Annotated in this window: 23 protein-coding genes, 1 tRNA gene and 2 pseudogenes; 20 read left to right on the plus strand and 6 right to left on the minus strand. The window is 37.5% G+C overall.

Annotated elements, in window-relative coordinates; translation table 11 throughout:
- Positions 1-150: 150 nt before the first annotated feature.
- Complete coding sequence (locus ACE198_RS26265; protein ID WP_098575436.1) at positions 151-1,365, plus strand: MFS transporter; 1,215 nt, start codon at positions 151-153, stop codon at positions 1,363-1,365.
- Between the two features lie 88 nt (positions 1,366-1,453).
- A complete protein-coding gene (locus tag ACE198_RS26270) occupies positions 1,454-1,843 on the plus strand; it encodes a cupredoxin domain-containing protein (protein ID WP_375377583.1) in 390 nt (129 codons plus the stop codon).
- A gap of 53 nt (positions 1,844-1,896) precedes the next feature.
- On the opposite strand, the gene ACE198_RS26275 is transcribed toward ACE198_RS26270, so the two are convergent.
- Positions 1,897-2,841, minus strand: a complete 945-nt coding sequence (locus ACE198_RS26275; protein WP_375377584.1) for an EamA family transporter — start codon at positions 2,839-2,841, stop codon at positions 1,897-1,899.
- A 119-nt stretch (positions 2,842-2,960) separates the two neighbouring features.
- Between ACE198_RS26275 and ACE198_RS26280 the strand changes: the two genes are divergently transcribed.
- Both ACE198_RS26280 and ACE198_RS26285 read left to right on the plus strand, forming a co-directional pair.
- Entirely contained in the window at positions 2,961-3,869 is a 909-nt protein-coding gene (locus ACE198_RS26280; protein WP_375377585.1) for an AraC family transcriptional regulator, read from the plus strand.
- A gap of 116 nt (positions 3,870-3,985) precedes the next feature.
- Positions 3,986-4,786, plus strand: a complete 801-nt coding sequence (locus ACE198_RS26285) for a CPBP family glutamic-type intramembrane protease (RefSeq protein ID WP_375377586.1) — start codon at positions 3,986-3,988, stop codon at positions 4,784-4,786.
- A gap of 71 nt (positions 4,787-4,857) precedes the next feature.
- Here the strand turns inward: ACE198_RS26285 and ACE198_RS26290 are convergent, their stop codons facing one another.
- Complete coding sequence (locus ACE198_RS26290) at positions 4,858-5,322, minus strand: low molecular weight protein-tyrosine-phosphatase (RefSeq protein WP_375377587.1); 465 nt, start codon at positions 5,320-5,322, stop codon at positions 4,858-4,860.
- A 102-nt stretch (positions 5,323-5,424) separates the two neighbouring features.
- Positions 5,425-5,694: pseudogene (locus ACE198_RS26295) on the minus strand (MmyB family transcriptional regulator); the annotation flags it as partial.
- A 59-nt stretch (positions 5,695-5,753) separates the two neighbouring features.
- Between ACE198_RS26295 and ACE198_RS26300 the strand changes: the two are divergent.
- A complete protein-coding gene (locus ACE198_RS26300; protein ID WP_098575459.1) occupies positions 5,754-6,218 on the plus strand; it encodes a hypothetical protein in 465 nt (154 codons plus the stop codon).
- A 70-nt stretch (positions 6,219-6,288) separates the two neighbouring features.
- On the opposite strand, the gene hcp is transcribed toward ACE198_RS26300, so the two are convergent.
- Positions 6,289-7,968, minus strand: a complete 1,680-nt coding sequence (hcp, locus tag ACE198_RS26305) for a hydroxylamine reductase (RefSeq protein ID WP_375377588.1) — start codon at positions 7,966-7,968, stop codon at positions 6,289-6,291.
- Between the two features lie 367 nt (positions 7,969-8,335).
- Between hcp and ACE198_RS26310 the strand changes: the two are divergent.
- The 11 genes and pseudogenes from ACE198_RS26310 to ACE198_RS26360 all read left to right on the plus strand — a co-directional run bounded on the left by ACE198_RS26310 (position 8,336) and on the right by ACE198_RS26360 (position 19,876).
- Positions 8,336-9,873: pseudogene (locus ACE198_RS26310) on the plus strand (spore germination protein).
- Positions 9,874-9,897: 24 nt separating this feature from the next.
- Positions 9,898-10,989 (plus strand): GerAB/ArcD/ProY family transporter, encoded by a 1,092-nt coding sequence (locus tag ACE198_RS26315; protein WP_375377589.1) that lies wholly within the window; start codon positions 9,898-9,900, stop codon positions 10,987-10,989.
- Positions 10,986-12,161, plus strand: coding sequence for a Ger(x)C family spore germination protein (locus ACE198_RS26320; RefSeq protein WP_375377590.1), 1,176 nt, complete (start codon positions 10,986-10,988; stop codon positions 12,159-12,161). The genes ACE198_RS26315 and ACE198_RS26320 overlap by 4 nt, the downstream gene beginning before the upstream one ends.
- Positions 12,161-12,385: a hypothetical protein gene (locus ACE198_RS26325; protein WP_098575464.1), complete on the plus strand. Its 225-nt coding sequence runs from the start codon at positions 12,161-12,163 to the stop codon at positions 12,383-12,385. Before ACE198_RS26320 ends, ACE198_RS26325 begins: the two co-directional genes overlap by 1 nt.
- A 184-nt stretch (positions 12,386-12,569) precedes the next feature.
- On the plus strand, positions 12,570-13,400 hold the full coding sequence (locus ACE198_RS26330) for an alpha/beta hydrolase (RefSeq protein WP_375377591.1): 831 nt from the start codon (positions 12,570-12,572) through the stop codon (positions 13,398-13,400).
- A 157-nt stretch (positions 13,401-13,557) separates the two neighbouring features.
- Positions 13,558-14,751, plus strand: coding sequence for an ATP-grasp domain-containing protein (locus tag ACE198_RS26335; RefSeq protein ID WP_375377592.1), 1,194 nt, complete (start codon positions 13,558-13,560; stop codon positions 14,749-14,751).
- 12 nt (positions 14,752-14,763) lie between these two features.
- Positions 14,764-15,501 carry an esterase family protein gene (locus ACE198_RS26340; protein ID WP_375377593.1) on the plus strand — a complete coding sequence of 246 codons (738 nt, stop codon included), beginning with the start codon at positions 14,764-14,766 and terminating at the stop codon, positions 15,499-15,501.
- A gap of 245 nt (positions 15,502-15,746) precedes the next feature.
- Positions 15,747-16,997, plus strand: a complete 1,251-nt coding sequence (locus tag ACE198_RS26345; RefSeq protein WP_375377594.1) for an ATP-binding protein — start codon at positions 15,747-15,749, stop codon at positions 16,995-16,997.
- A 77-nt stretch (positions 16,998-17,074) separates the two neighbouring features.
- Complete coding sequence (locus ACE198_RS26350) at positions 17,075-17,782, plus strand: DNA alkylation repair protein (RefSeq protein WP_251461445.1); 708 nt, start codon at positions 17,075-17,077, stop codon at positions 17,780-17,782.
- 359 nt (positions 17,783-18,141) lie between these two features.
- Complete coding sequence (locus ACE198_RS26355; protein WP_251461443.1) at positions 18,142-18,696, plus strand: hypothetical protein; 555 nt, start codon at positions 18,142-18,144, stop codon at positions 18,694-18,696.
- A 121-nt stretch (positions 18,697-18,817) separates the two neighbouring features.
- On the plus strand, positions 18,818-19,876 hold the full coding sequence (locus tag ACE198_RS26360; RefSeq protein WP_251461441.1) for a PrsW family intramembrane metalloprotease: 1,059 nt from the start codon (positions 18,818-18,820) through the stop codon (positions 19,874-19,876).
- Between the two features lie 136 nt (positions 19,877-20,012).
- Here the strand turns inward: ACE198_RS26360 and ACE198_RS26365 are convergent, their stop codons facing one another.
- Entirely contained in the window at positions 20,013-20,765 is a 753-nt protein-coding gene (locus ACE198_RS26365; RefSeq protein WP_375377595.1) for a YqcI/YcgG family protein, read from the minus strand.
- A gap of 261 nt (positions 20,766-21,026) precedes the next feature.
- On the opposite strand from ACE198_RS26365, the gene ACE198_RS26370 reads away from it, so the two are divergent.
- From ACE198_RS26370 to ACE198_RS26380, 3 genes are all read left to right on the plus strand, one after another.
- Positions 21,027-21,620, plus strand: coding sequence for a hypothetical protein (locus tag ACE198_RS26370; RefSeq protein WP_098575473.1), 594 nt, complete (start codon positions 21,027-21,029; stop codon positions 21,618-21,620).
- Positions 21,621-21,742: 122 nt separating this feature from the next.
- Positions 21,743-21,883, plus strand: coding sequence for a hypothetical protein (locus tag ACE198_RS26375; RefSeq protein ID WP_375377596.1), 141 nt, complete (start codon positions 21,743-21,745; stop codon positions 21,881-21,883).
- Between the two features lie 424 nt (positions 21,884-22,307).
- A tRNA-Asn gene (locus ACE198_RS26380) sits at positions 22,308-22,365 on the plus strand.
- 124 nt (positions 22,366-22,489) lie between these two features.
- Here ACE198_RS26380 and ACE198_RS26385 read toward each other — a convergent pair.
- Positions 22,490-22,960 (minus strand): hypothetical protein, encoded by a 471-nt coding sequence (locus ACE198_RS26385; RefSeq protein WP_375377597.1) that lies wholly within the window; start codon positions 22,958-22,960, stop codon positions 22,490-22,492.
- A gap of 191 nt (positions 22,961-23,151) precedes the next feature.
- Between ACE198_RS26385 and ACE198_RS26390 the strand changes: the two genes are divergently transcribed.
- Positions 23,152-23,748, plus strand: coding sequence for a nucleotidyltransferase family protein (locus ACE198_RS26390; RefSeq protein WP_375377598.1), 597 nt, complete (start codon positions 23,152-23,154; stop codon positions 23,746-23,748).
- The last annotated feature ends 140 nt before the right edge of the window (positions 23,749-23,888 follow it).

The raw sequence follows: 23,888 nt of genomic DNA on the forward strand, positions 1-23,888 counted from the left end.
GGATTAGGTGTTCGGTGTGGTAACCTCACTTTTAACCTAATTTCACGGGGGTGGCAAGTTTTTTGCTTTTTAAGCCTTATAAATCAAGGATTATTAACTTTTTTAATATAAAAGTTTTGACAATACGAAAAATGTAAAGGGGGGACTAATATGGCAACATTCTTTTTATTAATTATTTACTTGGCATTTATCAGCTTAGGGCTACCTGATTCATTGTTGGGCGTGTCATGGCCATTGATGCAATCGGAGTTTGGAGCACCGCTTGAGACAGCTGGATTGCTTTTTATGACGATTGCAGGAGGAACGATTATTTCAAGTTTTGCTAGCGGAGCTGTATTGAAACGCTTCGGGACTGGGATTGTCACATTTTTTAGTTGTTTAATGACAGCTGGAGCACTGCTTGGCTTTCATTTTGCGCCTTCGCTTTTTTGGTTATTTATTTGTGCTATTCCACTAGGCTTAGGTGCAGGTGCAGTGGATTCAGGATTAAACAATTATGTTGCTTCACATTACAAAGCACACCACATGAGTTGGCTGCATTGTTTTTGGGGAGTGGGAGCTACACTTGGCCCCGTCATTATGGCTCAGTTTATTTCAGGGCAGCATTCTTGGAGAAGCGGTTATCTTGCCATCGCCGGTCTACAATTTGTATTAGTTGTCATTCTTTTCTTCACGTTGCCTTTATGGAACAAGGTTGGAGGAAACAGCACGGTGAGCCCATCAAATGAGCAAGAGAATACGGACCAAATTTATAGTGGAGCAGATATTAAAAATCAAAAACCATTGCAAATTAGGGGAGTTAAGCTAGCTTTAATCTCTTTCTTGTTTTATTGTGGCGCAGAGGCAACGATGGGATTATGGGGAAGCAGCTTTTTGATCAATGTGAAAGAATTATCGGTAGATACAGCGGCCAAATGGGTGTCCATCTATTACGGTGGAATAACCTTTGGTAGATTTATAACAGGCTTTATTACCCTAAAAATAAGGAGTCGGACGCTCATTCGGACAGGGCAAATAATCGCATTGGCTGGTGCCGCCTTCTTATTCCTGCCATTGCCGTCCACGTTCTCTCTTGTTGGATTTATGATGGTTGGAGTAGGATTGGCACCGATCTTTCCATGTATGTTGCATGAAACGCCAACACGATTTGGGCAGGAACAATCGCAGACCATCATGGGGTATCAAATGGCTGTTGCTTATACAGGTAGTACGTTCCTGCCGCCTTTGCTTGGTCTCCTTGCAGCGCACATAACAATAGGTATCTTTCCATTTGTCATTGCAGGTTTCATTGCAATCATGCTCTTAGGATCTGAGAAATTAAATGCCATAATGAAAAGGAAAGAATTAATGAGTGTAAAAAAATAACAACTCCACAGTCATGTAATCTTAAGATTAAATTGATAAAATTGTATGAATTGGAAAACAATAGTGCTTAAGAAAGGAGGGCTTGGTAATGTATTTGAAAAAGTGGTTAACTGGATGGGTCGTTGTACTTTCGATGATTGTGGTGATGGCAGATCCAGGTTCACTCTCGGTATTCGCTAAATCCAGCGTCGCAGCACAGCCTGAACAGACAGTGAATGCGATAGAGGTTCAACTGCACGATGATTACTTTAATCCGAAAGCCATCACTTTGCAAAGTGGACAAACGACAACGTTAATATTGAAAAACCAAGGGAAGAAAAAGCACACCTTCACCGTTGAAAAGCTCGGAATTAACACCGAAGTCCAGCCGGGAACTGAAGCAACCATTACAGTGACACCGAAAAATCCAGGTACATATGACCTGATTTGCCGGTACCATTTCCAGTCAGGAATGGTTGGAACAGTAATCGTGAAATAACAAGCAAGGCTTAAATGATTATTCTAGTAAAAATAAAGCCCCTCTCAGCCAATCTAGCTGATTTTGAGGGGCTTTTGCTGTTTAGAAAGTTGGTTACGCGTTGATGAAGACTCTTTTTTCATCGCCAACAAGAATATCAATCCAATGATACAAGCTGTCCCAACCCATTGGAAAGGACCAAAGGGTTCTTTTAACCAAAAGACTGTTGTTATAACGGCAGCAAGCGGCTCAATACTGCCTAGAAGACTGGATTCTTTAGGTGCCAGACTTTGTAAACTTTCTATATAAAACCAGAAGGCAATCATCGTACCAAAGATGATCACGAAGACTAAATAGAAATAAGCTTCGAGCGGTAAGCTTGTAAAGTCCATTTGCCAAGGCGGATGGATAAAACTTAAGGCAAAACCACCGATCATCATTGCCCATCCGACAATGACAAGGGAATCGTATTGCGCAAGGAGTGGAACGGCGTATAGCGTATAAAAAGCTAAAGCGATTCCAGATAAAACACCCCAAACGATGGCAGGTGTTGACACAGATAATTGAGAGATGGAGCCATTTGTTAATAAGAAAAAACAACCAACTAATGCGAGAATAACAGTAATCAAATCTCTTAGTGTTATAACCGTTTGTTTACGGAAAATTAGGTAAACGATAATCATAACAGGTGCTAAATACTGTAGTAGTGTTGCAACAGCCGCATTTCCATGTTTAATGGAAGCCATGTAGGTATATTGTACCGCAAGCATTCCGACTAACCCGAAGATTATTAATTGAATCGCAGTCTTTCGAGTTCTCCAAACACCAAATATCTGGGACCGGTCTTTTCCGAAAAATTGAACGGTTAAGAGTAATAAACCTGCTATAAGCAAGCGGGTGGTTACCAGCCAATCTACATCGATTTGATATTGATGAAAAAGCTTTTTTGCTACGGTGCCACCAATTCCCCAAAATACTGCTCCTGTGATAACAAGAAGTATTCCCTTTTGTCTATTCATGAAAGATACTCCACCTTAAAATATAAAAATAGTGTTATAATATTTTCAATCATAAAGGGAAAATCTCTGAAATAATACCCAAATTGAATAAAAAAATATAAATAAATTGAGGTGGTCAAATGCAAATGAAAGACTTTCTGGTCGACCAAAGCTTAAAAGAATTAACGGAACATCGAACAACTGTCTTACCTATTGCATGTTACGAAACCACGATTAACCAAAATATTAATGGATATATACCACTTCACTGGCATGATGAAATTCAGTTTGTTCTCGTTGTAAAAGGGGAAGCCGTTTTTCAAATAAATGAAGAAAATCTGATGGTTCAAGAAGGAGAGGGGCTCTTTATAAATAGTGGCTGCCTGCATATGGCCAAAGATCTGAAGGATTCGGCCTGCGCCTATATTTGTTTAAATGTTTCTCCAAGGTTCGTTTTATCACAAGAGCTTTATTCAACCTTTGTATCCCCATATATACAGGCGACTAACATTCCATATTTACCTTTGATTCCTAAGGAACTTTGGGCGAATAATATTTTGAGTTCTTTAATGAAAATCAACCAGTTGATAAAAGAATCTCCACCATATTATGAAATCGACATCAGCCACCATCTCTCGTTAATGTGGAAGAACCTCATTATGAATGGTATTCAATTAGAGTACGAACAGCCGGAAATGGTGAAGAATCATCGAATGAAGCAAATGTTACATTGGATTCACCTCCATTATGCTGAAAAAATCCTTTTAGAAGATATTGCACGAGCAGGTCAATTAAGCCGCTCTGAATGTTGTCGATACTTCAAACGAATTTTAAAGACATCCCCTTTGAACTATGTAACCGATTTTCGAATTCAAAAAAGTTTAGTTTTACTACAACAACCAGAAGCAAATGTCACAGATGTTGCCTATCAAGTAGGATTTAACAGCACAAGCTATTTCATTGATAAATTCCGAAAATCGATGAACATGACCCCATTGGCATATAAAAAACATAAAAATTCCGATTTACTTGTGGAGGAGCGCAATTAAAATAATGGGTGTGCTAAAAGCAAGAGGGTTTGATAGAAAGAAGTTCGCAATTAAATGTTATACGGAATAGCTTGTCTACATAACTATGTATAAAAGGCATAGGGTGTGAAAAATTCATGCGAATATTAAAGAATGTATCTTTATTTTTTCTAGCCTCTATATTACTAATGCTAACAATTATGTTTTTGAACGATAGGTTTCATTTAGGTATTTCTGATAACGATATAGACATTTTTCTTGGACCTTCAATTATGTTAATTTATTTCTGGATTGTTTCTCCGGACCTAAGGAAGCACTTCTATAAACAATTCGTTAGAGTCAAGGCTTTTGATAGAGTGGTATTGTTACCCGTTCTATTAGCAATATTGGTGCTTTTTTTGTTGTATTCCTATTTCTATTTTCCAGCATTATTTGCTAAAGAGCCATTATCGGTTGGTAATGCTCAATATTTAGGGCATCAAGAACTTACTACTGCTGGCGAGATTTTATTGTTAGGGATCATAGGACCTTTTAGTGAAGAATTTCTATTCCGCTTCCTTCTTATTGTTTATTTGCCGTACCTAGCCCTCCATCACACGTTTATAAAAAAGCCTCTCGAAACAAAGAAAAACGTGAATAAAAGTATTTCTAAAACTTTTATATTCTTAGTAAATGCAGCGAATAAGGTTTACTACCGAGTATTTGAAAGGAAAGATAAAAAATTAATAAGTGGCTGGGTGATACTAGTTTCATGTTTCTTTGCTTTCGTTCATGGACCTGACCTTTATTCATTTCCGCTCTATTTTTTACCTGGTATACTATTTAGCTTTGTCTATTTAAAGTACGGGTTTTTAGCAAGTTGGATTTGTCATGGAACTGCTAATACATTATCAGGGATAGTTAATGCTATATTTATCTCATTTCTTAATGGGAGATGAAAAGAGATTAGTTGAAGTAGAAATGCAATTCAATTTTTCTTTATTTACATAAAAAAGTGGATGCCTTGTTGTTATAAGTTTTGTTCGCTCCGTATTTTCTTGAGTAATACCTGGCAGCCAGCTGAAACAAGACGATAGGTTTCATCAAAATCACCTGTATAAAATGGATCGGGGACATCTTTCCTGTATTTGGTCAGGTCCAGCAGCCTAATGATCTTTGGATGTTTAGTCTTCCCGGTTATCCTGTAAATATTTTTTATGTTGCTTTCGTCCATACCGATAATATAGTCGAATTTCCAAAAGTCTTCTTTCTTTAGTCGTCGTCCAACAAGCCCATTTGAAGAGATATTGTATTTCTTCAGAATATCAAGAGTTCCTTCGTGGGGTGGGAATCCGATTTGCCATGAACTGGTTGCAGCGGAATCAACTGCGATTTTGTTTGTCAAATTTGCTTTTTTGACTAAGTTGCGAAACAAAGCTTCAGCCATCGGTGAACGGCAAATATTCCCCAGGCATACAAATAAAACGTTGATCATGAACTTAACCCCTTTAATTGCCTTCTTTTCATTCGTAATCACAAAGTATGTACCAAACAGAAAAATGGAACGGCGCTAGTGCTATTTTTAGAAACTGTTTCAATGCTCCCAATTGACAGCTAAAGACCTCAACTCTTTCCTCGTAAACACTAAGCGGATTAAGTTTCTTTGTTCAAAAGGAATTTGTTCAAAATCCAGAAAAACATAGGCTGCAGCAGGATTCCACCCAACGATTTGGAAATGTCGGTCTGTGATCAGTGTAGGGCAGTATTTTAATTCTGTTAAAATTTTTTCTAAAGAAGGGGAAAGTTTTGTTTGTAAAACTTCATGTTTATACACATTTGTGTTAACTTCTAATGCTAAATCCGTCAAAACTGTCTCGTAACTTAATACAAACTAGTCCGTCATATACAGTAAAAGGGGGAATGTGTATGAAGAGATGGTTTTTAATATTCATAGCTCTTTTTGGACTTGCCATAATAGGTTGTTCAAATAATGGATCGGCAGGAGGAAAGCCGCCTAAAGCCTTTATAGAAATCAATAATAAAAGATTTGAAACTGTGCTTGGTACTTATTGTTGGCAAGAGAATGGAAAAGGTGAATGCGTCGATTCTGTTGGAACAATTGAACTATTAAAAAGTAAAAAGCCAATAGAAGTAAAACCTGGAGAGAAAATAACTTTCGTGATGGATTATGAACCAAAACCAAATAAATTCCATGTTTTGCAGATAAGCAATAACCAAGAAACTGAAATTGTTGTTAAGGATAATCATTTTTCTGCACCTATACAAAAAGGGCTTTATTATTACTCTTATGGAGTATGGTGGATGGATGAAAAGGAAGAGAATTTATCTCATGGCGATGCTTTTTATGCCTTCTCCTTAGAAGTAAAATAGTTAAAAGGGAAAGCCATTGATACTTTCCCTTTCTTTACTCCTTTATCCTAGTCGGGACCTTCGTTTATGATTAAACTAATGTTCCTTCTTGCATTTCAATGGTGCTGTTCATGAACATTTCCAAGTCGGCTTTCGTATTGGAAATGCCGCCTACACCAAAATTCTCAATTAAGAAGTTCGTTACGTTTGGTGATAAGAAAGCTGGTAATGTTGGGCCAACGTGAATATTTTTCACACCCAAGTATAGTAAAGATAAGAATACGATCACCGCTTTTTGCTCATACCATGCGATATTGTAAGATAACGGTAATTCATTTACACTTTCTAATCCGAATGCCTCTTTCAGCTTCAATGCCGTCATAACTAAAGAGTAGGAATCGTTACATTGCCCTGCATCCAGTACCCTTGGAATTCCGTTGATATCACCTAAATCCAGCTTATTATATCGATATTTTGCACAACCTGCTGTTAAAATAATCGTATCTTGTGGAAGCTCTTCGGCAAACTCTTTATAATACGTTCTGCTCTTATGGCGGCCATCACAGCCAGCCATGACAAAGAATCGTTTAATATCACCAGTTTTCACCGCTTCTACCACTTGATCCGCTACTTGAGCCACTTGATTATGCGCAAATCCTCCAACAATTTCACCTGTTTCAATTTCTACTGGCGGCTGGCATTTCTTTGCATGCTCAATGATAACAGAGAAATCTTTTGTTCCATCTTCATTTTTTGGAATATAGGTTACACCTTCAACAGCCGTTGCCCCAGTGGTATACATTCTTCCTTTATAAGATTCCTTTGGCGGAACAATACAGTTGGTTGTCATTAAAATCGGACCGTTAAAGCTTTCGAATTCACGAGTTTGTTCCCACCATGCATTTCCATAGTTACCGACAAAGTGGTCATATTTTTTGAAGGCTGGATAATAGTGTGCCGGCAGCATTTCGCTATGTGTATACACATCTACTCCCGTGCCTTCCGTTTGTTTTAATAACTGTTCGATATCTTTCAGGTCATGGCCACTCACTAAAATTCCCGGATTTTGACGTACCCCAATGTTTACTTTCGTCATTTCCGGATGACCATATGTGGATGTATTGGCGGTATCTAAAAGCTCCATGGCATGAACGCCATACTTTCCACATTCCATTGAAAGTTCAATCAATTGTTCCATACTTACAGAATCATCTGTAATCATGGCTAGTGCTTTTTGCATAAACGCATTTAGCTCATCATTTTCATAGTAAAGGTTTGCCGCATGCTCTAAATAGGCAGCCATTCCTTTCAAACCGTATGTTACTAACTCTCTTAATGAACGAATATCTTCATCTTTTGTGGCTAAAATACTAACTTCCTGCGAAGCAGATTTCATTTCTAGTTGATGATTGGTTTCAGCATCCCATGTAACATAATCGCTATTATTGTCTAACGTGTACCCAGCATTGGTAATGGCCGCTTTAATTTCTTCCCGGAGGTTTAAACCTTTTCTTACTGTATGAAAAAACTCATTTTTATCCCAATTGGCATTGGTAATCGTCATAAAAAGACCATTTACAATATATTCATCGATTTTCTTTTGATTAATCCCGATTCCACGTGCCATTGTACTCACAATCGCTAATCCCTTCATTGTATAAATCAATAAATCTTGCATATTGGCTAAATCATCTTTTTTTCCACATACTCCAACAACTGTACAACCTGTTCCTTTTGCAGTTTCTTGACATTGAAAACAAAACATACTCATTTATAATTTCCTCCTGTGAATGATTGCTAATTTTTTAATTTTTCTAGGTTCTTAGTTAGTGGGAAAGATTGAATAAGGTTTAATAGCAATTATAAATGTAATCAACTTATTTACATTGTCATTATAAATTCATTGATTTTAAATTTGGAGTTCTTAAGGAATCTGTTCATAAACAAGTCAAAAAGATTTGAACACTTCGTGACAAAAAGGACAAATGGATGGGGGGCGGAAATCTAAAAAACAATATCCGATTAGAAAAGATTTAATATCCTTCCATTCTGAATACTTTTCAAAAATATAAGGGAATTAATAATATGTGAAGAAAAAGGAGGAAAATGAGGTGATTCGTGTTAGAAGGAGTCCTTTCATGAAGAAAGAAGTGAAAGATCATAAAGCTCCACATCAGACTTTATCAAAGGACAGCCCTTTATCGAAAACACTTGAAAGCAATATACAATACTTCTCCTCTCTGTACAAGGAAAGTTCAGATGTCATTTTCCGAACCTTTATTGTTGATAAGAAAGACGCTGCTATTATCTATATAGAGGGATTAAGCGATACTCAACAGTTAGAACAACAAGTGCTTGAGACACTGTTAGATACAAGTGAATTGGATGAAACAGACTTCCTGCTTTCTATAAAAAATAGATTACCCATTTCAAACATCAACCGGGTCACGACGATTTCCGCCTGTATCGATGCCATTTCCACTGGAAACCCAGTTTTGTTGTTTGATGGATTTGAAGAGGCTTTCTCCTTAGGTTTAGTGAAATTTGAAAAACGCACCATTGAAGAGCCACAGGCGGAAACATCCATTCGAGGACCAAGAGAAGGTTTCACTGAATCTCTTGGTGTAAATACATCATTATTGCGTCGAATTATAAAAGACCCTGCTTTGAAAATGAAGACCGTCTATATAGGAAAATATACAAAGACAAAGGTGGTAATTTCTTTTATAGAGGGAATAGTAGATAAAGCTCTAATTGAGGAAATAGAAAACCGTCTGAATCGAATAAATATTGATGGAGTGTTGGAAAGTGGGTATATCGAACAATTCATTGAGGATAATCCCTATTCTCCCTTTCCGCAAGTTTTGTATACCGAGCGCCCTGATGTGGTTTGCGGTAATTTACTAGAGGGCAGAGCCGTTTTGCTTATTGAAGGGACCCCCTTTTCCTTGGTGGCACCAGTGAGTTTTTTTAGTTTATTTCAATCCCCAGAAGACTATTACGAACGTTTTTGGATAGGGGCCATTATCCGATCTCTCAGGTTTCTTTTTTAGTAATCGCCTTATTTCTCCCTTCCATCTATGTTTCCATAGTCACGTTTCATCAGGAAATGATCCCGTCTGCCTTGTTGCTAAGTATAGCATCGGCTAGAGAAGGCATCCCCTTTCCGGGCATTGTTGAAGCGATTATGATGGAAATTACCTTTGAAGCCATAAGGGAGGCTGGAGTACGTCTTCCTAGACAAGTCGGTTCAGCTGTCAGTATCGTAGGGGCACTTGTCATTGGAGAGGCAGCTGTTCAGGCGGGGATTGTTTCTGCACCCATGATTATTGTGGTGAGTATTACAGGGATTGCCTCCTTTATGGTACCTCGCTATTCGATTGGTCTAGCCATCCGATTACTAAGGTTCCCAATTATCATTCTAGCAGGCTTTGTCGGGCTAATCGGGGTCATGCTTGCGTTAATTCTACTCGTGATCCATCTATCAACTTTACGGTCCTTTGGGCTCCCCTACTTGAGTCCAATCGCTACACTACAAAAACATCCGTTGAAGGATACTCTCATTCGTTCTCCCTTATGGAAAATGAACAGACGCCCTCAACTGACAGGTGAAATTAATGCGGTAAGACAAGGAACAAACATAAAGCCTGGTCCTAATAATGGCGGCGGTGAATAAGGTACAAATGGCGGTGAAATTGACATGCTAGAAAAAGGTAAAATATCAAACCTTCACATGGAGATAATGATGGTTCCAACCGTTATTGCTACAGGTATTCTTTCCATTCCGTCTATAGCTGGAAGATTTGCACGGCATGACATGTGGATGACGCCGATCGCAGGTTCTTTAATCGGATTTATAACGGTATACATCGTCTGGAAGCTTCATCAATTGTTTCCAAAGTTGAATCCCATACAATATAGTGAAAAAATTCTTGGGAAAGCAGTCGGAAAGCTATTTGGTGTTTTCCTCGTTTCCTTTTATATTCATGATACAGGGCTAATCATCAGACAATATTCTGATTTCATCTCTGGCAACGTGATGTTTGAAACCCCTAGCCTTGTATTTTCCATCAGCATCATGTTTGTCAGCGCACTAGCGGTGAGGGGCGGGATTGAAGTGATTGCCAGGTCCGCCGTTATTTGCACGACACTATACATGAGTACATCTGTGTCGCTCCTTTTATTATTGAAGGATATTGATGTTACTTTTATGCTACCTATTTTAGAGAATGGGCTCCTCCCGGTTATGAAGGGAGGATTTGTACATACAGCCTGGTTCAGTGAATTGTTTCTTTTAGCCTTCATTTATCCTTATATCAATAGCCCCAAGACGGGTCTAAAGTCAGGGATGAAAATCGCTCTTTTCATCATGCTTTTTCTTTTATATATTCACTTTTTTGTACTCACTTTATTAGGTATTTCATCCGTCAATCAATTTTATCCTGTATACTCGAACGTCCGTGCCATAAGTGTAATGGGATTTTTTGAAAACTTTGAAGTGATCATTACGGCTTCCTGGGTACTCGGGAATTTTGTTAAAGTAACTGTTTTTTTATATGTAGCTAGTTTGGGACTTGCGCAATTATTAAGGCTTTCGGATTACCGACTGATTGTGTTTCCCTTAAGTCTGCTTATCATTTTATTAAGTTATTGGGGCATCCCTAATATTGTCGAATTAATAGACTACATGACAAAAATTCAGCCATTTTATTTTGTGATGGTTCAGACGATCCTGCCCCTTTTCTTGCTCATCATTGCTTTGGTACGTAGGAAAAGGAGTGAGAGCAGTTGAAGAAGATTCTACTTTCCATCATGTGCTTTTGTATTCCCACTCTTTCTGGCTGTTGGGATCAGGTGGAATTGCCAGATATTGCCATTATTACTGCTGCGGCCATCGACCGTTTAGAAGATGGAAAAACAAGAATCTCAGTCCAGATATTTATCCCACGTACCATTACAAGCGGACAAACAGGAGAGGATCCAAGCTCAGCTTCCACTTTTGTTCGTGAAGGAATAGGCGATAATCTGGCAAATGCCATTTCCAAGTTACAACTCAATGTACCGAGGAGACTGTTCTGGGGTCAATGTAAACTTTTTATTTTTGGAGACGAGCTTGCTAAAAACGGTATACGTAAAGAAATCGATTTTTTGGCACGCCATCCAAGTCCAAGAGGAAAATCACTTTTATATGTTAGTAAAGGGGAAGCGAGAGATATTTTGACATTAATTCCACCTTTAGAAAGATATTCAGGGGAGGCCCTGAGAAAAGTATCACAAATTGAAAATGGAATGATTACAACACTAAAAGATGTCGACATGGGGTTAATGGGTGAGAGTGAAAGTGTGTCTATGCCTTATATAAAAAAGTTGTCCCAAAATGATAAAACAAGGAAATCGAATCAGACCATACCTGTTTTTGAGGGAACGGCTGTATATAAGAAAGATAAAATGATTGGAACGTTAAACATGAAAGAGACACGTGGTTTACTTTGGTTAAAGGACGAGGTGAAAAGGAGTACCATATCCGTTAAGCCTAAAGGTGAGGACGGTAAAGTTACGATGACACCGACGATAGGAAAGATGAGTTTTAGACCTAAAATCAAAGAAAATCGCTGGATGATGCATCTAAATATCGCGATTGAAGGAGATATTGTTCAAAACGAAACGCAGCTAAATCTACTGAATGAGGATGTCCTGATGAAAATCCAGGGGGAATTCGAAGCCGCCTTAAAGAAAAGAGTAGGCCAAACCGTTGAGAAGCTTCAAAAGGATTTCAAGACAGATGTCATCGATTTTGGGAGGAAATTTCATCAACACTACCCGAAGGAATGGAAAAAAGTGCAGGATCACTGGGAGGAGAAATTCCCAGAGGTCGAGGTCCATATAACAGTGAATGCAAAAATAAGGAGACCTGGTTACATTGGTCCGCCCGCAGCCCTACCTAGAGACGAGGTGAAGGAGTAATGCAATGGAGTTGGGTCACAGTATTAGGCATACAAGGACTTTTGGTAATCATTGTGTTATTCGAGTGGAAGAGACTCAAAAAGGCGTCGAAGGCAGATATCATAACATTTTCAGCAATCCTGTTATTGTCAGAATTGATTGCCTTTTTTAACCTAGAAAACGTGCCGGGGCCTCTTACTCTGCTTCAATACATCTTTGGTCCTTTAAGTAAAATAATGGAGTAATGCTTTTAAAGATTCACTTTACATTAAAACTACTTGATGTAGGTAGACTTCATGAAATGTCTCATAAAATGACCTCCAATTTGTATCCTAGGTGGGAGGTCATTTTTTTTCTTATTTTTTTGTATTGTGAACATTAGATTTATTCAGTATATTTAATGTAATATCAAGCAGCGAGGAAGGTAAAATGAACCAATCCTATTTTTATTTAAAACTAGAAACACATCAATTACATATGTCTTATAAAAATGAATCTCGTCGTGTGCGTGTTTTATTGCCGAAAAATTATGATAAAGATGTGGCTGAAAATTATCCAGTTGTCTATATGCATGATGGACAAAATGTTTTCTATAGTAGTGAAGCTTATAGCGGGTATTCATGGAAAGTAATTCCGGCAATTAAACAAAACCCCGATTTACCGAAGATGATTATTGTGGGGATCGATAACGCTGGACAAGATCGAATTAATGAATATACGCCTTGGAAAATTACTGAAAGCCCACTTCCTGAAGATATTGAACTAGGCGGAAGAGGAGCGGAGTTTGCTGAGTTTGTCATGACGGTCGTGAAGCCGTTTATCGATGAGCATTATCGAACAAAGGCGGATAAATATCATACAGCGGTGATTGGCAGTTCACTTGGAGGAAATATTTCGGCTTTTATGGGTATTGAATATAAAGAACAAATTGGTGGTTTAGGTATTTTTTCTTTAGCCAATTGGATTACAAGTAAAGCCTTTGACAGTTATATTGCCGGGAAAGAGTTGGATCCTGAACAACGTGTGTACATTCAAGTGGGGACTCAGGAGGGTGACGATACCGATCGACAAATGATGTATGGGAATATGAAACAGGCCTATATCGATTGCTCGCTTAAGTATTATAAACAACTGATAAAAGGCTCTGTTCCTATTGATAGCATTCGTTTAAATATTTTTGCGGATGAAGAACATAATGAAAAAGCTTGGGCAAAACACTTGCCAGAATGTTTACGTTTCTTAAGTGTGAAGTGGTCTTGAATGAATTGAATATTTATATTTGACTGAATCTGAACAAAATAGGAATCTATCAATTTTTTGAAAATTTTTGAAAGTTTATATTGAATATATATTGAAATAATTGTACCCTAGTTGAGAAAATAATGAATTTTTTGATTCTGTGAAAGGGGCTTTTTGTATGAATTATATTTTGATATCACCATATTATCCAGGTAATTTTCAGCCATTTGCTCATCGTTTAAACGATGCAGGTGTCAAGGTATTAGGAATTGGCGAAGAGCCATATGACCAATTAGGTAGCGAATTACAAAACTCTTTAACAGAATATTATCGTGTAAATAATTTAGAAGATGTCGATGAAGTGAAACGTGCAGTTGCATTTTTATTTTATAAACATGGTCCAATTGACCGGATTGAATCCAATAACGAATACTGGTTAGAACTTGATGCACAGTTGCGTGAGCAATTTAACGTGTTCGGCAATAAATCAAATGACTTGAAAAAAGTTAAATATAAATCTGAAATGAAAAAGTTGTTTAAACAAGCAGATGTGCCTGTGGTAGAAGGAAGAGTCGTAAAAACTAAAAAGGATTTATCTAAAGCTATTAATGACTTAGGACTGCCAGTTATCGCGAAACCTGATAATGGAGTGGGATCCGCTGCAACCTTTAAATTAAGTTCAAAAGAGGATGTACGCCATTTTGAAGAAGAATGGGGAGAAGCGCAAGTTTACTTCTTAGAACCATATGTCGAAGGAGGCGTGCTTTGTACATTTGATGGTTTAGTGGATCAGCAAGGGAACATTGTTTTCCAAACCAGCTTTACCTATAATGTGCCAACACTGGAACTCGTAAATGGTCAGTTGGATTTAGCTTATGTGATTCAAAAAGAAATCGATCCAAAACTCGAGGCTTATGGAAAGGCGATTGTGAAAGCTTTTGGCATGAAAGAACGCTTTTTCCATATTGAGTTTTTTAAATTAGAAAATGGGGATTATGTTGCACTTGAATACAATAACCGCTTGGCTGGCGGCTACACGGTTGATATGTACAATTTCGCGTACTCCATTGATTTATTTGCACAGTATGCTTCGCTTGTAACAGGAGGAGAATTCAAAGAGCCCGATGTCGATAACCAGTTTTGTGTCGGTGTTACACAACGTGATGTGTATGACTATAAACATGATACGAATGCTATTTATGAACAATTTGGCGACCGTGTGAAGTTTGAACAGCGCATGCCTGATGCGTTTGCGGAACTTCAAGGTAATCAATTTTATGCGATTAATGCAGATTCACAGGAAGAAGTAGATGAGATTATCCGCTTTGTCCATAAACGAAAAAATTACAGCATTGCAAATGTAAAGGGATAGGAGATTTTTTATATGCATATAGAACAGTTACACCATTGGAGCGGCGAATTAGGCCGTGAAATGGTGTTGAACAGATATGGACACAGTGGCATGCCAATTGTAGTTTTTCCTTCATCTGGAGGGACGCATACGGAATATTATGATTTTGGAATGATTGATGTATGTCATGACTTTATTGAATCCGGAAAAGTTCAGTTTTTTACATTGTCTAGTATTGATACCGAAAGTTGGCTGCACGACTCAAAACCGGCGCATGACCGTGCCTTAGCTCACGCGGCATATGACCGTTATGTGATTTCAGAAGCTATTCCATTTATTAAACATAAAACAGGCTGGTTTGATCCAATGATGACAACGGGTTGTAGTATGGGGGCATACCATGCACTGAACTTTTTCTTGCGACATCCGGATGTCTTCCAAACAACCGTTGCACTGAGCGGTATTTACGATGCGCGTTACTTTTTTGGGGATTACGGAAATGATCCGCTTGTATATGAAAATTCACCGAGTGATTACATATGGAATCAAAATGACGGCTGGTTTATTGATCGATATCGTTCAGCAGATATCATTATTTGCACTGGTCTGGGTGATTGGGAACAGGAAGGGCTGCCTTCATACTTTACATTAAAAAAAACCTTTGAAGAAAAACAAATTCCTGCATTGTTTGATGAGTGGGGCGAAGATGTTTCGCATGATTGGATTTGGTGGCGACGCCAAATGCCATATTATTTAGGAAAATTATTTTAATAGTATGTCAAAAAAACATCAGGACGGTTGAGTCGCTGGTGTTTTTTGATTGGGGATTTTTTGATTTTTAGGTTATTCGGGAGAAATGTCCATCCCGTATTTTAAAGAAAATTCAAAAATAGACAAAGTATGATAACTTTAAAGTATAATATGAAATAGTTATGTTTGTTCGGTCAGTAGATAAAATGAAAATCAATTTTTTCTGCACCAATCAGATAATGAACAGAATATGAAGGGTAACAAAGATGAGTATAATAAAGGATTTTTTGCTGCAACTGGCGTTTATGGTAATACCCATTTTTATTTACTTTACATTTATAACGGAGAAGGTAGAAAGCACTAAAAAGAAGACAGTAATAATGTCCGTTTTGTGGGGTATATCCATATTATTTTGTATGTCTTTCCCAGTGAGTTTTGGACAAAATGCTCGCTTGGAGTTAAGAATTATTCCTCTATTATTAGGGACGCTTTACGGCGGTTTTTGGTCAGGCATTTTCCTATCAGCGCTAATCATATTTTTTCGACTTTATTTTGGAATCAGTTTAGGATTTTATAATACTGTTCTTGTCTTATTATTTGCACTGCCTGTAATATTGTTATTTCAAAAATCGTTTGCAAGTTCAAAAAAAGAAAAAAGAGTTAAAATTGCGGTTGGTCTTTCCCTTTACTACTGTCTTATTGGCCTTACTTTATTTTGTATTCTAAGAGGTTTTTTAATAGATTATTTTAAAGTACAGATTATTCATCTTCTCTTTGTAGTCGCCGCTACTTGGTTCTTCACTGTGTTATACGAAGCTATCAGGGAGATTCACCAACTTCGGTCAGAGATGCAAAACACTGAGAAATTAAAAGTAATTAGTGAGTTAGCCAGCGTTTTTGCTCATGAAATTCGAAACCCGATGCAAGTGACTCGTGGCTTTCTGCAACTTCTAAACGAGCCTGATTTGCCGAAGAAAAAGAAGGAATATATTCATATCTCTATCGAAGAGCTAGATCGCGCAAATGAAATAATAAATGATTTTTTATCTTTTGGTAAACCCTCCATAAATAACAATGGGAGAATTGACGTAGGTTATCAGTTACAACGTGTTGTAAATATGATTCAAAGTTACTCTCTAAGCCATAATGTTGAGATTAAAACTGATTTTTATAACAACGGTTGGATCCATGCTAATCCTCAAAAATTAAACCAATTATTGATAAATATTTTGAAAAATGCGATAGAGTCTATGCCAGATGGTGGAATTGTCTGGATTACAAGTTGTTCAACAGCGGATGGATATATAAAGATTACTATTAAGGATCAAGGGATTGGAATGACAAAAGAACAAATTGATAGACTTGGATCCCCTTTTTATACCTTAAAGGAGAGTGGAACAGGACTAGGAATGATGGTAAGTTTCCAAATTGTCCGTTCTTTTAAAGGTAAAATACAAGTGGCAAGTGAAAAGGGGAAGGGGACAGAATTTATTATATTACTACCGCAAATAACTTAAAGGTTATCTCATTTTCAAGAGTGGAAGAATCATCTTATATTTTCAATTACTTTGATAAAAAGGAAGGAGTGCAAACGATGGATTTCGAAACGGTTATGCAGGAACTTGAAGCCCTCGGCAAGGAACGTACGAAAAAGATATACACAAGTAATGGTGCACACGAACCGCTTTTTGGAGTAGCTACAGGTGCAATGAAGCCGCTTGCAAAGAAAATCAAGAAAAATCAGCCTCTCGCCGAGCAGCTTTATGCAACCGGGAACTACGATGCCATGTATTTTGCCGGTGTCATTGCGGACCCCATGATCATGACGGAGGCAGATTTTGAGCGTTGGATCGATGGGGCGTATTTTTATATGCTATCTGATTATGTGGTTGCCGTAACGTTGGCCGAAACTGATATTGCACAAGATGTTGCTGATAAATGGATTGCAAGCGGTGAAGAACTTAAAATGTCGGCAGGATGGAGTTGTTATTGCTGGTTGTTAGGTAATCGCAAGGACAGTGAATTTAGCGAAAGCAAGATTGAAAGCTTGCTAGATCAGGTGAAAAATACGATTCACGATGCTCCTGATCGAACAAAATCCGCTATGAATAATTTTATGTACACAGTCGGGATTTCCTATGTACCGCTCCATGATAAGGCGGTTGAAACGGCAAAAGAAGTAGGCCCAGTAGAAATTAAGCGGGACAAGAAAAAAAGCAAGATTCTCCTCGCTTCCGAAAATATCCAAAAGGAAATCGATCGAGGAAAACTTGGTTTCAAACGTAAATATGTAAGATGTTAGCATCGTTTGTGGAAAGTGGCTTAGTAATTACATTACTGAGCTATTTTTTTATACAAAATTTGAATATATTTAGGATGGATTCACGAATACACGACAAATTATTCATTCTATCATGGGACTTTCTAATTAAAAGGGTGAAAAATGAGGATTTTTGCAAGATTAAGCAGGATTTTTAATTTTTATAAAAGAATATATTATATACAATTCAAATCACTGGTTCATACTGGAAAAACTGTGCTAAAAAAGTAATGATATGCTCACACAGGATGTTGTTTTCACTATGCAAATAGTCACTGATAAAAATAGGTCAAAGCATATTATTCATCCATTCTATCAAGGTATGAAAGAGGGTATTCGATATGATTGAAAATTTCTTTGCTGACTATAAAAAATATATTGTAGTACCGGAAGATGAAAAGGCTGGTAATGAAGTATTTGATCCCCAAAATTTTGAAGCATATTATATATTAACACTGTCCATTTTTGATTCCCGTATATCGAGCTGGAAGGATGCTAGTAAATTTGAAATTGATGTGGAAAAAAGTATCAAAATAGTCCTGAGTGATTTCAATCAAAGACAGCATAAGCAGTACCATCTTCAATTACTAGAATTTGATCGGTATAAAAACTATTTTATCTTGGCTTTTTCATCTAAAACAAAATTTAACCCAGGGGAAGAAAAAGACCGTATCGTGTATGTCATTGATAATATACTCACAAACCCTTTTTATGTTGGACAAGGCTGGTTTAATTTGATTGGTGAAAAAGGAAAAGTGGCTCGAAAGCTCTTTTGCTGCTCCTTCAAGGAATATGTTGTGGAGGACCGAGACCTTTCTAAAACGGAAGAAAAATATGAAAACATCAGTGAATTTATCCCTAAGAATGGAGAGATCAAGCTGATTAAAAGCATCTGAGCAAGGTTTTTGATGATGACCCAAATCTTGGGGTTAGAACATTTATGAAAATAATTTACCTGTTTTTGGGCATCCTCTTTGTGAGGATGTTTTTTTTGCTAACCAAAAGGGGTGAAGGTGTTTGAAATGCCCACAATGTGTTTATTCCAATCCAGATGGAGTGAAGTTCTGCATAAGCTGCGGCGAAAGGTTTATTAAGGATAACACACAAGAAGATGAAAACAGTTTTTTTTATGAGTTTGCCCATTATGTCGATATGGTTCCGAAATACCAACGCTCGGTTGAGCCGAAATTTCAAAATGTATTTTCGCGTGTGTTCCGGAATCATAGTGAACTGGAAGCTGAACGGCTGTTTATCGTTGGAACGGCACTAACGACACCCAAGATTTCAGAAGTGAAAGACACTTGGCCGAAACCGTGGCTTTTTGCAAGGGTATTTATCATTGCTCTTCTGGCCTTCGCAGGATTTTACATGGGTGTGACATATTTCGGTAATGTAAACTTTATACCTGGACTGATTATTGTTGGCGCATTTGCTGTTCCGTTTACAACGTTAATCTTCTTTTGGGAAATGAATGCTCCGCAAAATATTGCTTTTTATAGGGTGATTTATATCGTGTTGATCGGCGGAGTTCTCTCGATGTTAGTCGCACTTGTGTTTTTCGATATTCTGAAAAATATGATCAATCCGATTACAATTGGCATTGCAGAGGAACTGGCCAAAGCTATAACGGTCATTACGTTTGTGAGATACCGAAAATACAGATATATACTTAACGGGCTTCTCATTGGTGCAGCCGTTGGAGCGGGTTTTGCCGCGTTTGAAACAGCGGGCTATGCACTAAGGTCATTGCTTTCTGGGGATGGTGCAAATCTCTACAATACCATCCTGTTTCGAGGAATCTTTGCTCCCGGCGGGCATATTGCCTGGGCGGCGCTGACTGGTGCAGCATTCTGCAGAGTGCAAGGGGACCATCCATTTAATCTTAAAATGCTATTCCGTTTTAGGTTTTTACGCGTCTTTGTTTTAGTGGTATTGATGCATGCGTTATGGGACACTCCCATAACAGGAATGTTCCCATTTGGACAGATTTTTTTAATGCTGGCTTCATGGGTAGTTGTCTTCCTGCTCATCCGTGCTGGCCTTAAGGAAATCGGAGAAAGAAAAATATCTGTATAAGAGGCAGAGGAGAGATCCTCAACAGGTTCCGTTACTTATTGCAATATACAAAATGTAAAATAAAATGGCCAACAAATTTGTAATCTAATTTGTTGGTTATTTTTGCTTGCAAGAGAACTTCCGGTATCTCTTCTCGTTATTTATCCGATTTAAAAAAGTTAATAAACCGATGATAGGGGCATTTGGACAATGACGTATCATCGTCACGAAGAAAATATTGTCTCCACTCAAAATTATCCTCTGCTCCATAACTGTTTAAATCGAGATGGATCGGAGCGGAATCGTAGGCTGCCAGTCTTTTTCTAACTTGCTGTTTAATCCCTTTTGCAAAATTGGGTGACTTATTAAATTCATTAAGGACCCAGCGAGGAGTAATCGCGAGCATCAGTTCATCAAAATGCCTGCTTTTTCGATTCTTATGGGCAGGGGTTGCGCAGTATATAAAATATTTCTCTCCATGATAACAAAACTCCCATATTGGAAGATGGGGGTCCATAGGGATATCCTCTGGCCAATCATATGGGTCGATGCTCCGTAAGCCACTGAGATGGTTCCAAAATAATTGTTCGTACTCTTCAACCGTATAGGCCATCTTCATGTCCTCAGGCGTTTCATAAAAAACAATCAGTGATGTGTTGCTTCCAATTTCCCTTGAAACTTCTGTGTAGCTGCTCAAGGCTTCAGCAAGTTCAAATACAGTAGAAGCTTCTCGTGGATTCCCAATAAAGCTGTATCGCAGCTGATTCTTTGCGAATCCAATAGTGGCAGGGATGCAGGGAAAGGGTTTGTCTTTGTCACTCATTTTAGTAGAGAATTTCTCTATCGCATTCTTTTTCCAGTCCGTTAATTGTTTCCGGCTTAAAGGATCATCTCTATATAGTCCTTTCATGATTGACACCTCCATACTGCAGTATATTCATACGTACAAGAGTGGGGAGATGTCCCGATTTAAATGGGCAAACATCTAGGTACATTGGAACATCGATTGGTATAAAGAATCATAGGGACAATGATCTTCCGCCTGTCCTTTTAAAAAATTCAGGCATCAATTGTTGATCCAAGAATAGATGTTAAAGATGGTTCAATTTCCATACTCTATGAGGAACTGGGGCAGATTGGAGCGCCATTTATCAATTCGAGGAGGATGCTTATGAGATTGATAACTTGGACTTTGGGAATATTTAAAAAGAAGCATCGGATTACAGCCGTTCCGTATACCAAGAATATGAATCTTGTTGTAGGGAGCCTATTGGGTGGGTTCGCTGCTATCCTTCAATCGGCAGGATTGATAGGCGGGATTGGCTATGCGCTTAGCATTATGGCTACCGGACCGATTATCCTCGCAACCGTCCTTTCTATTCGAATTGGTCTGTTAACATATGCGGTCACTACTCTATTATTGATCATCCTCCAGCCAAGTGAAGTACTTATTTTCCTGTTTACCACTGGACTTCTCGGGATTGCCCTAGGGATAGGATTTAAATTCTATAAAACGGGATCTATGGTTTCGGTCATGGGTGGAACATCTCTTTCGTTTGGGATTCTTATTTTACTTTATATATTTCAGTTCCCCGTGTTAGGCCCTTCTATTTCAAGGCAGGTAAGTGGAACAGTGGTAGCAGGCGTTTTCCTATTTAGCCAGTTTTATAGCTGGATTTGGATGAATCTTAGTATAGTTGGAATGAAGCATTTAAATAAGGTCATGTTGAGAAAGATATGGGTAGAGAAAGATGAGTCAAGTTGAAGGTTAGGGGGGATCTCGAATGGCTGCTTAAAAATAATTTTTTGTTAAAAATCATGCACGTTTCTTCTCCATCAACATAAATTAACTTCTGTGAGTAATTTGATTGGAAGGAAGAAATAGCTATGAACAACCATGAATTAAAAATTAAAACGACTAAAAATTCATTTAACAGTGGAGGGACTGAATATAAAGTTATTGAAATAAAGGTAAATGATCTATCTGAGAATTTATATGCTGTCGTAACTCCTATTAAAATGAAATAACTATGATTGAGTGCAAGACTAGATAAATCATACTGCGGATAACCAACGAACGATTGAACGTGTGGCCTCATCCAATCCAGTGAGGCCTTACTTAAATTTTGCTCTTTTCTAAAAGATAGATGTGTCTTAAATTCGCTCGAAGATATATTAGTGCCAATTCTTTGTACACGGGTTAACTCCCGTCATTTTTCACTAAAATTTGAGAAAAATATCTTGAAAAAGATTCATTTTCCGATTATTATGTAAATATGACGTAAGCATTATGCCGGTTTAGCTCAATTGGTAGAGCACCACCGAATAGGCATCCTGTTTAAACTTCAGCATACTGACCGAGCTGCTACTTGCATAAGCATTCTGAGGTCAGGATGACGTAACTATCCAGCGTGTACAAAACTTAATATCATTTCAAATTATTTGCCGGTTTAGCTCAATTGGTAGAGCTATCGGCTGTTAACCGATCGGTCGTAGGTTCGAGTCCTACCTGCGGAGTTTAGTCTAACAAAATTTACATTAGAAGAGAACATAAAGTCACATCCAATTATCGGGTGTGACTTTTTATATTCTATTATTTGAGAAGGAGGTGGGATACCAACTTAAAATGATATTTTAATGAAGCTTTTTTGTATTGTGACTAATATTATTGATATATTGAAAAAAGTAAAAAACTAAACACCTTAAAAAGTGTATTGTAAAATATTGGGATTTTGTTAATCCATCTATGGAAGCTATTTTAAAACGTTTAAGTAATTTTAATCCTCCTAGATAAATAAAACAAAAGTGAAGAATTAGATTAGATATTAGATATAAGGGAAATTTACCAAAAGTTAATTTTAACATCCAAAGACTTGCTACAAAATATGGACCAAAATTAAAAAAGTTTGCACTATCCAATGGTGGTATCCCTTCATAAATTTTCCACCATTTTTTCTTTTCACCGAACAAGTCTAAAGCTTTTGTGAATATACTAATAAATAACCCGGCTGGTAAATATTTTTTTAATGAATTCCTACCTAAAAACGGAAGGGTTAGCCAAGGTAGAATTAGCAAAGCTATATAAAATAATTTTGAGTTTTTCATTAAACCACCTCTAAATTTATGTTATGTACTTTATTACAATTTAACCAAGCTAATTTCATTAAACTATTTTTCACGAAATAAAATTATCATGTCAACGAAATACCATAAAAATTTCCACTTGAGAAGTAATCGAAACATAGCGACAAGACGAATATATAAGTAAGATTAAACAAATAGTAGAAGGTGAGAAAATGGAAGCAATCGTCCTGGCAGCAGGATTTTCCAGCCGTGCGAATGCATTTAAAATGACTTTGCCATTGGGAAAAATGAGCGTATTAGAGCAAACGATTTCTAAATTTGAAGGATTGTGCAGCAAAGTCATCGTCGTAGCTGGTTTTCAAGCAGAACTCATCCAAGTAGAAATGGCAAAAATCATCCATAAAAATGCCTATTCCTTTCAGATAAAATATATTTACAATGAAAACTATAATCGGGGAATGTTTTCTTCCATTCAAAAGGGCTGCAACGAAGTAAACGCGCCAATGTTTTTTATCACTCCCGGAGATTGTCCGCTTGTCAAAAAAGAGACCGTTCAGCAACTAGCAGAACAAGAAGGGAACGTAATTATTCCTAGCTTTAACTTTAAAGGGGGTCACCCCATCAAATTATCTAGTGAAGTGCAACAGAAAATTCTTGAAACCAATCCAGACAGTAATTTGCGTGTGGTCCTTAATAAGTATGAAAAGAAGTATCTAAATGTAGATGACCCAGGAATACTGTTGGACATGGATACACCGGAGGAGTATCAAAAAGCAGTTCATTATTATCATGATTGCATTTGTAAATAATCTACTATGTTTTTAAGATTTTGCGGCTTACCCCAACTGCTTGTTTTAATGCAAACAGGCAGATTGGTTGGAGCCGCATTTTTTTTTGTTTTTTTAACGAGGCAGTTGAACGGAAATGAGCAAGCAAATGAGCTGAAAAT

The organism is Neobacillus sp. KR4-4, assembly GCF_042136325.1.
GTDB lineage: Bacteria > Bacillota > Bacilli > Bacillales > Cytobacillaceae > Neobacillus.

Coding starts and splice junctions, on each gene's coding strand:
- ACE198_RS26265 (WP_098575436.1), top strand. CDS start 151: ATGGCAACATTCTTTTTATTAATTATTTACTTGGCATTTATCAGCTTA.
- ACE198_RS26270 (WP_375377583.1), top strand. CDS start 1,454: ATGTATTTGAAAAAGTGGTTAACTGGATGGGTCGTTGTACTTTCGATG.
- ACE198_RS26275 (WP_375377584.1), bottom strand. CDS start 2,841: ATGAATAGACAAAAGGGAATACTTCTTGTTATCACAGGAGCAGTATTT.
- ACE198_RS26280 (WP_375377585.1), top strand. CDS start 2,961: ATGCAAATGAAAGACTTTCTGGTCGACCAAAGCTTAAAAGAATTAACG.
- ACE198_RS26285 (WP_375377586.1), top strand. CDS start 3,986: ATGCGAATATTAAAGAATGTATCTTTATTTTTTCTAGCCTCTATATTA.
- ACE198_RS26290 (WP_375377587.1), bottom strand. CDS start 5,322: ATGATCAACGTTTTATTTGTATGCCTGGGGAATATTTGCCGTTCACCG.
- ACE198_RS26300 (WP_098575459.1), top strand. CDS start 5,754: ATGAAGAGATGGTTTTTAATATTCATAGCTCTTTTTGGACTTGCCATA.
- hcp (WP_375377588.1), bottom strand. CDS start 7,968: ATGAGTATGTTTTGTTTTCAATGTCAAGAAACTGCAAAAGGAACAGGT.
- ACE198_RS26315 (WP_375377589.1), top strand. CDS start 9,898: ATGCTAGAAAAAGGTAAAATATCAAACCTTCACATGGAGATAATGATG.
- ACE198_RS26325 (WP_098575464.1), top strand. CDS start 12,161: ATGCAATGGAGTTGGGTCACAGTATTAGGCATACAAGGACTTTTGGTA.
- ACE198_RS26330 (WP_375377591.1), top strand. CDS start 12,570: ATGAACCAATCCTATTTTTATTTAAAACTAGAAACACATCAATTACAT.
- ACE198_RS26335 (WP_375377592.1), top strand. CDS start 13,558: ATGAATTATATTTTGATATCACCATATTATCCAGGTAATTTTCAGCCA.
- ACE198_RS26340 (WP_375377593.1), top strand. CDS start 14,764: ATGCATATAGAACAGTTACACCATTGGAGCGGCGAATTAGGCCGTGAA.
- ACE198_RS26345 (WP_375377594.1), top strand. CDS start 15,747: ATGAGTATAATAAAGGATTTTTTGCTGCAACTGGCGTTTATGGTAATA.
- ACE198_RS26350 (WP_251461445.1), top strand. CDS start 17,075: ATGGATTTCGAAACGGTTATGCAGGAACTTGAAGCCCTCGGCAAGGAA.
- ACE198_RS26355 (WP_251461443.1), top strand. CDS start 18,142: ATGATTGAAAATTTCTTTGCTGACTATAAAAAATATATTGTAGTACCG.
- ACE198_RS26365 (WP_375377595.1), bottom strand. CDS start 20,765: ATGAAAGGACTATATAGAGATGATCCTTTAAGCCGGAAACAATTAACG.
- ACE198_RS26370 (WP_098575473.1), top strand. CDS start 21,027: ATGAGATTGATAACTTGGACTTTGGGAATATTTAAAAAGAAGCATCGG.
- ACE198_RS26375 (WP_375377596.1), top strand. CDS start 21,743: ATGAACAACCATGAATTAAAAATTAAAACGACTAAAAATTCATTTAAC.
- ACE198_RS26385 (WP_375377597.1), bottom strand. CDS start 22,960: ATGAAAAACTCAAAATTATTTTATATAGCTTTGCTAATTCTACCTTGG.
- ACE198_RS26390 (WP_375377598.1), top strand. CDS start 23,152: ATGGAAGCAATCGTCCTGGCAGCAGGATTTTCCAGCCGTGCGAATGCA.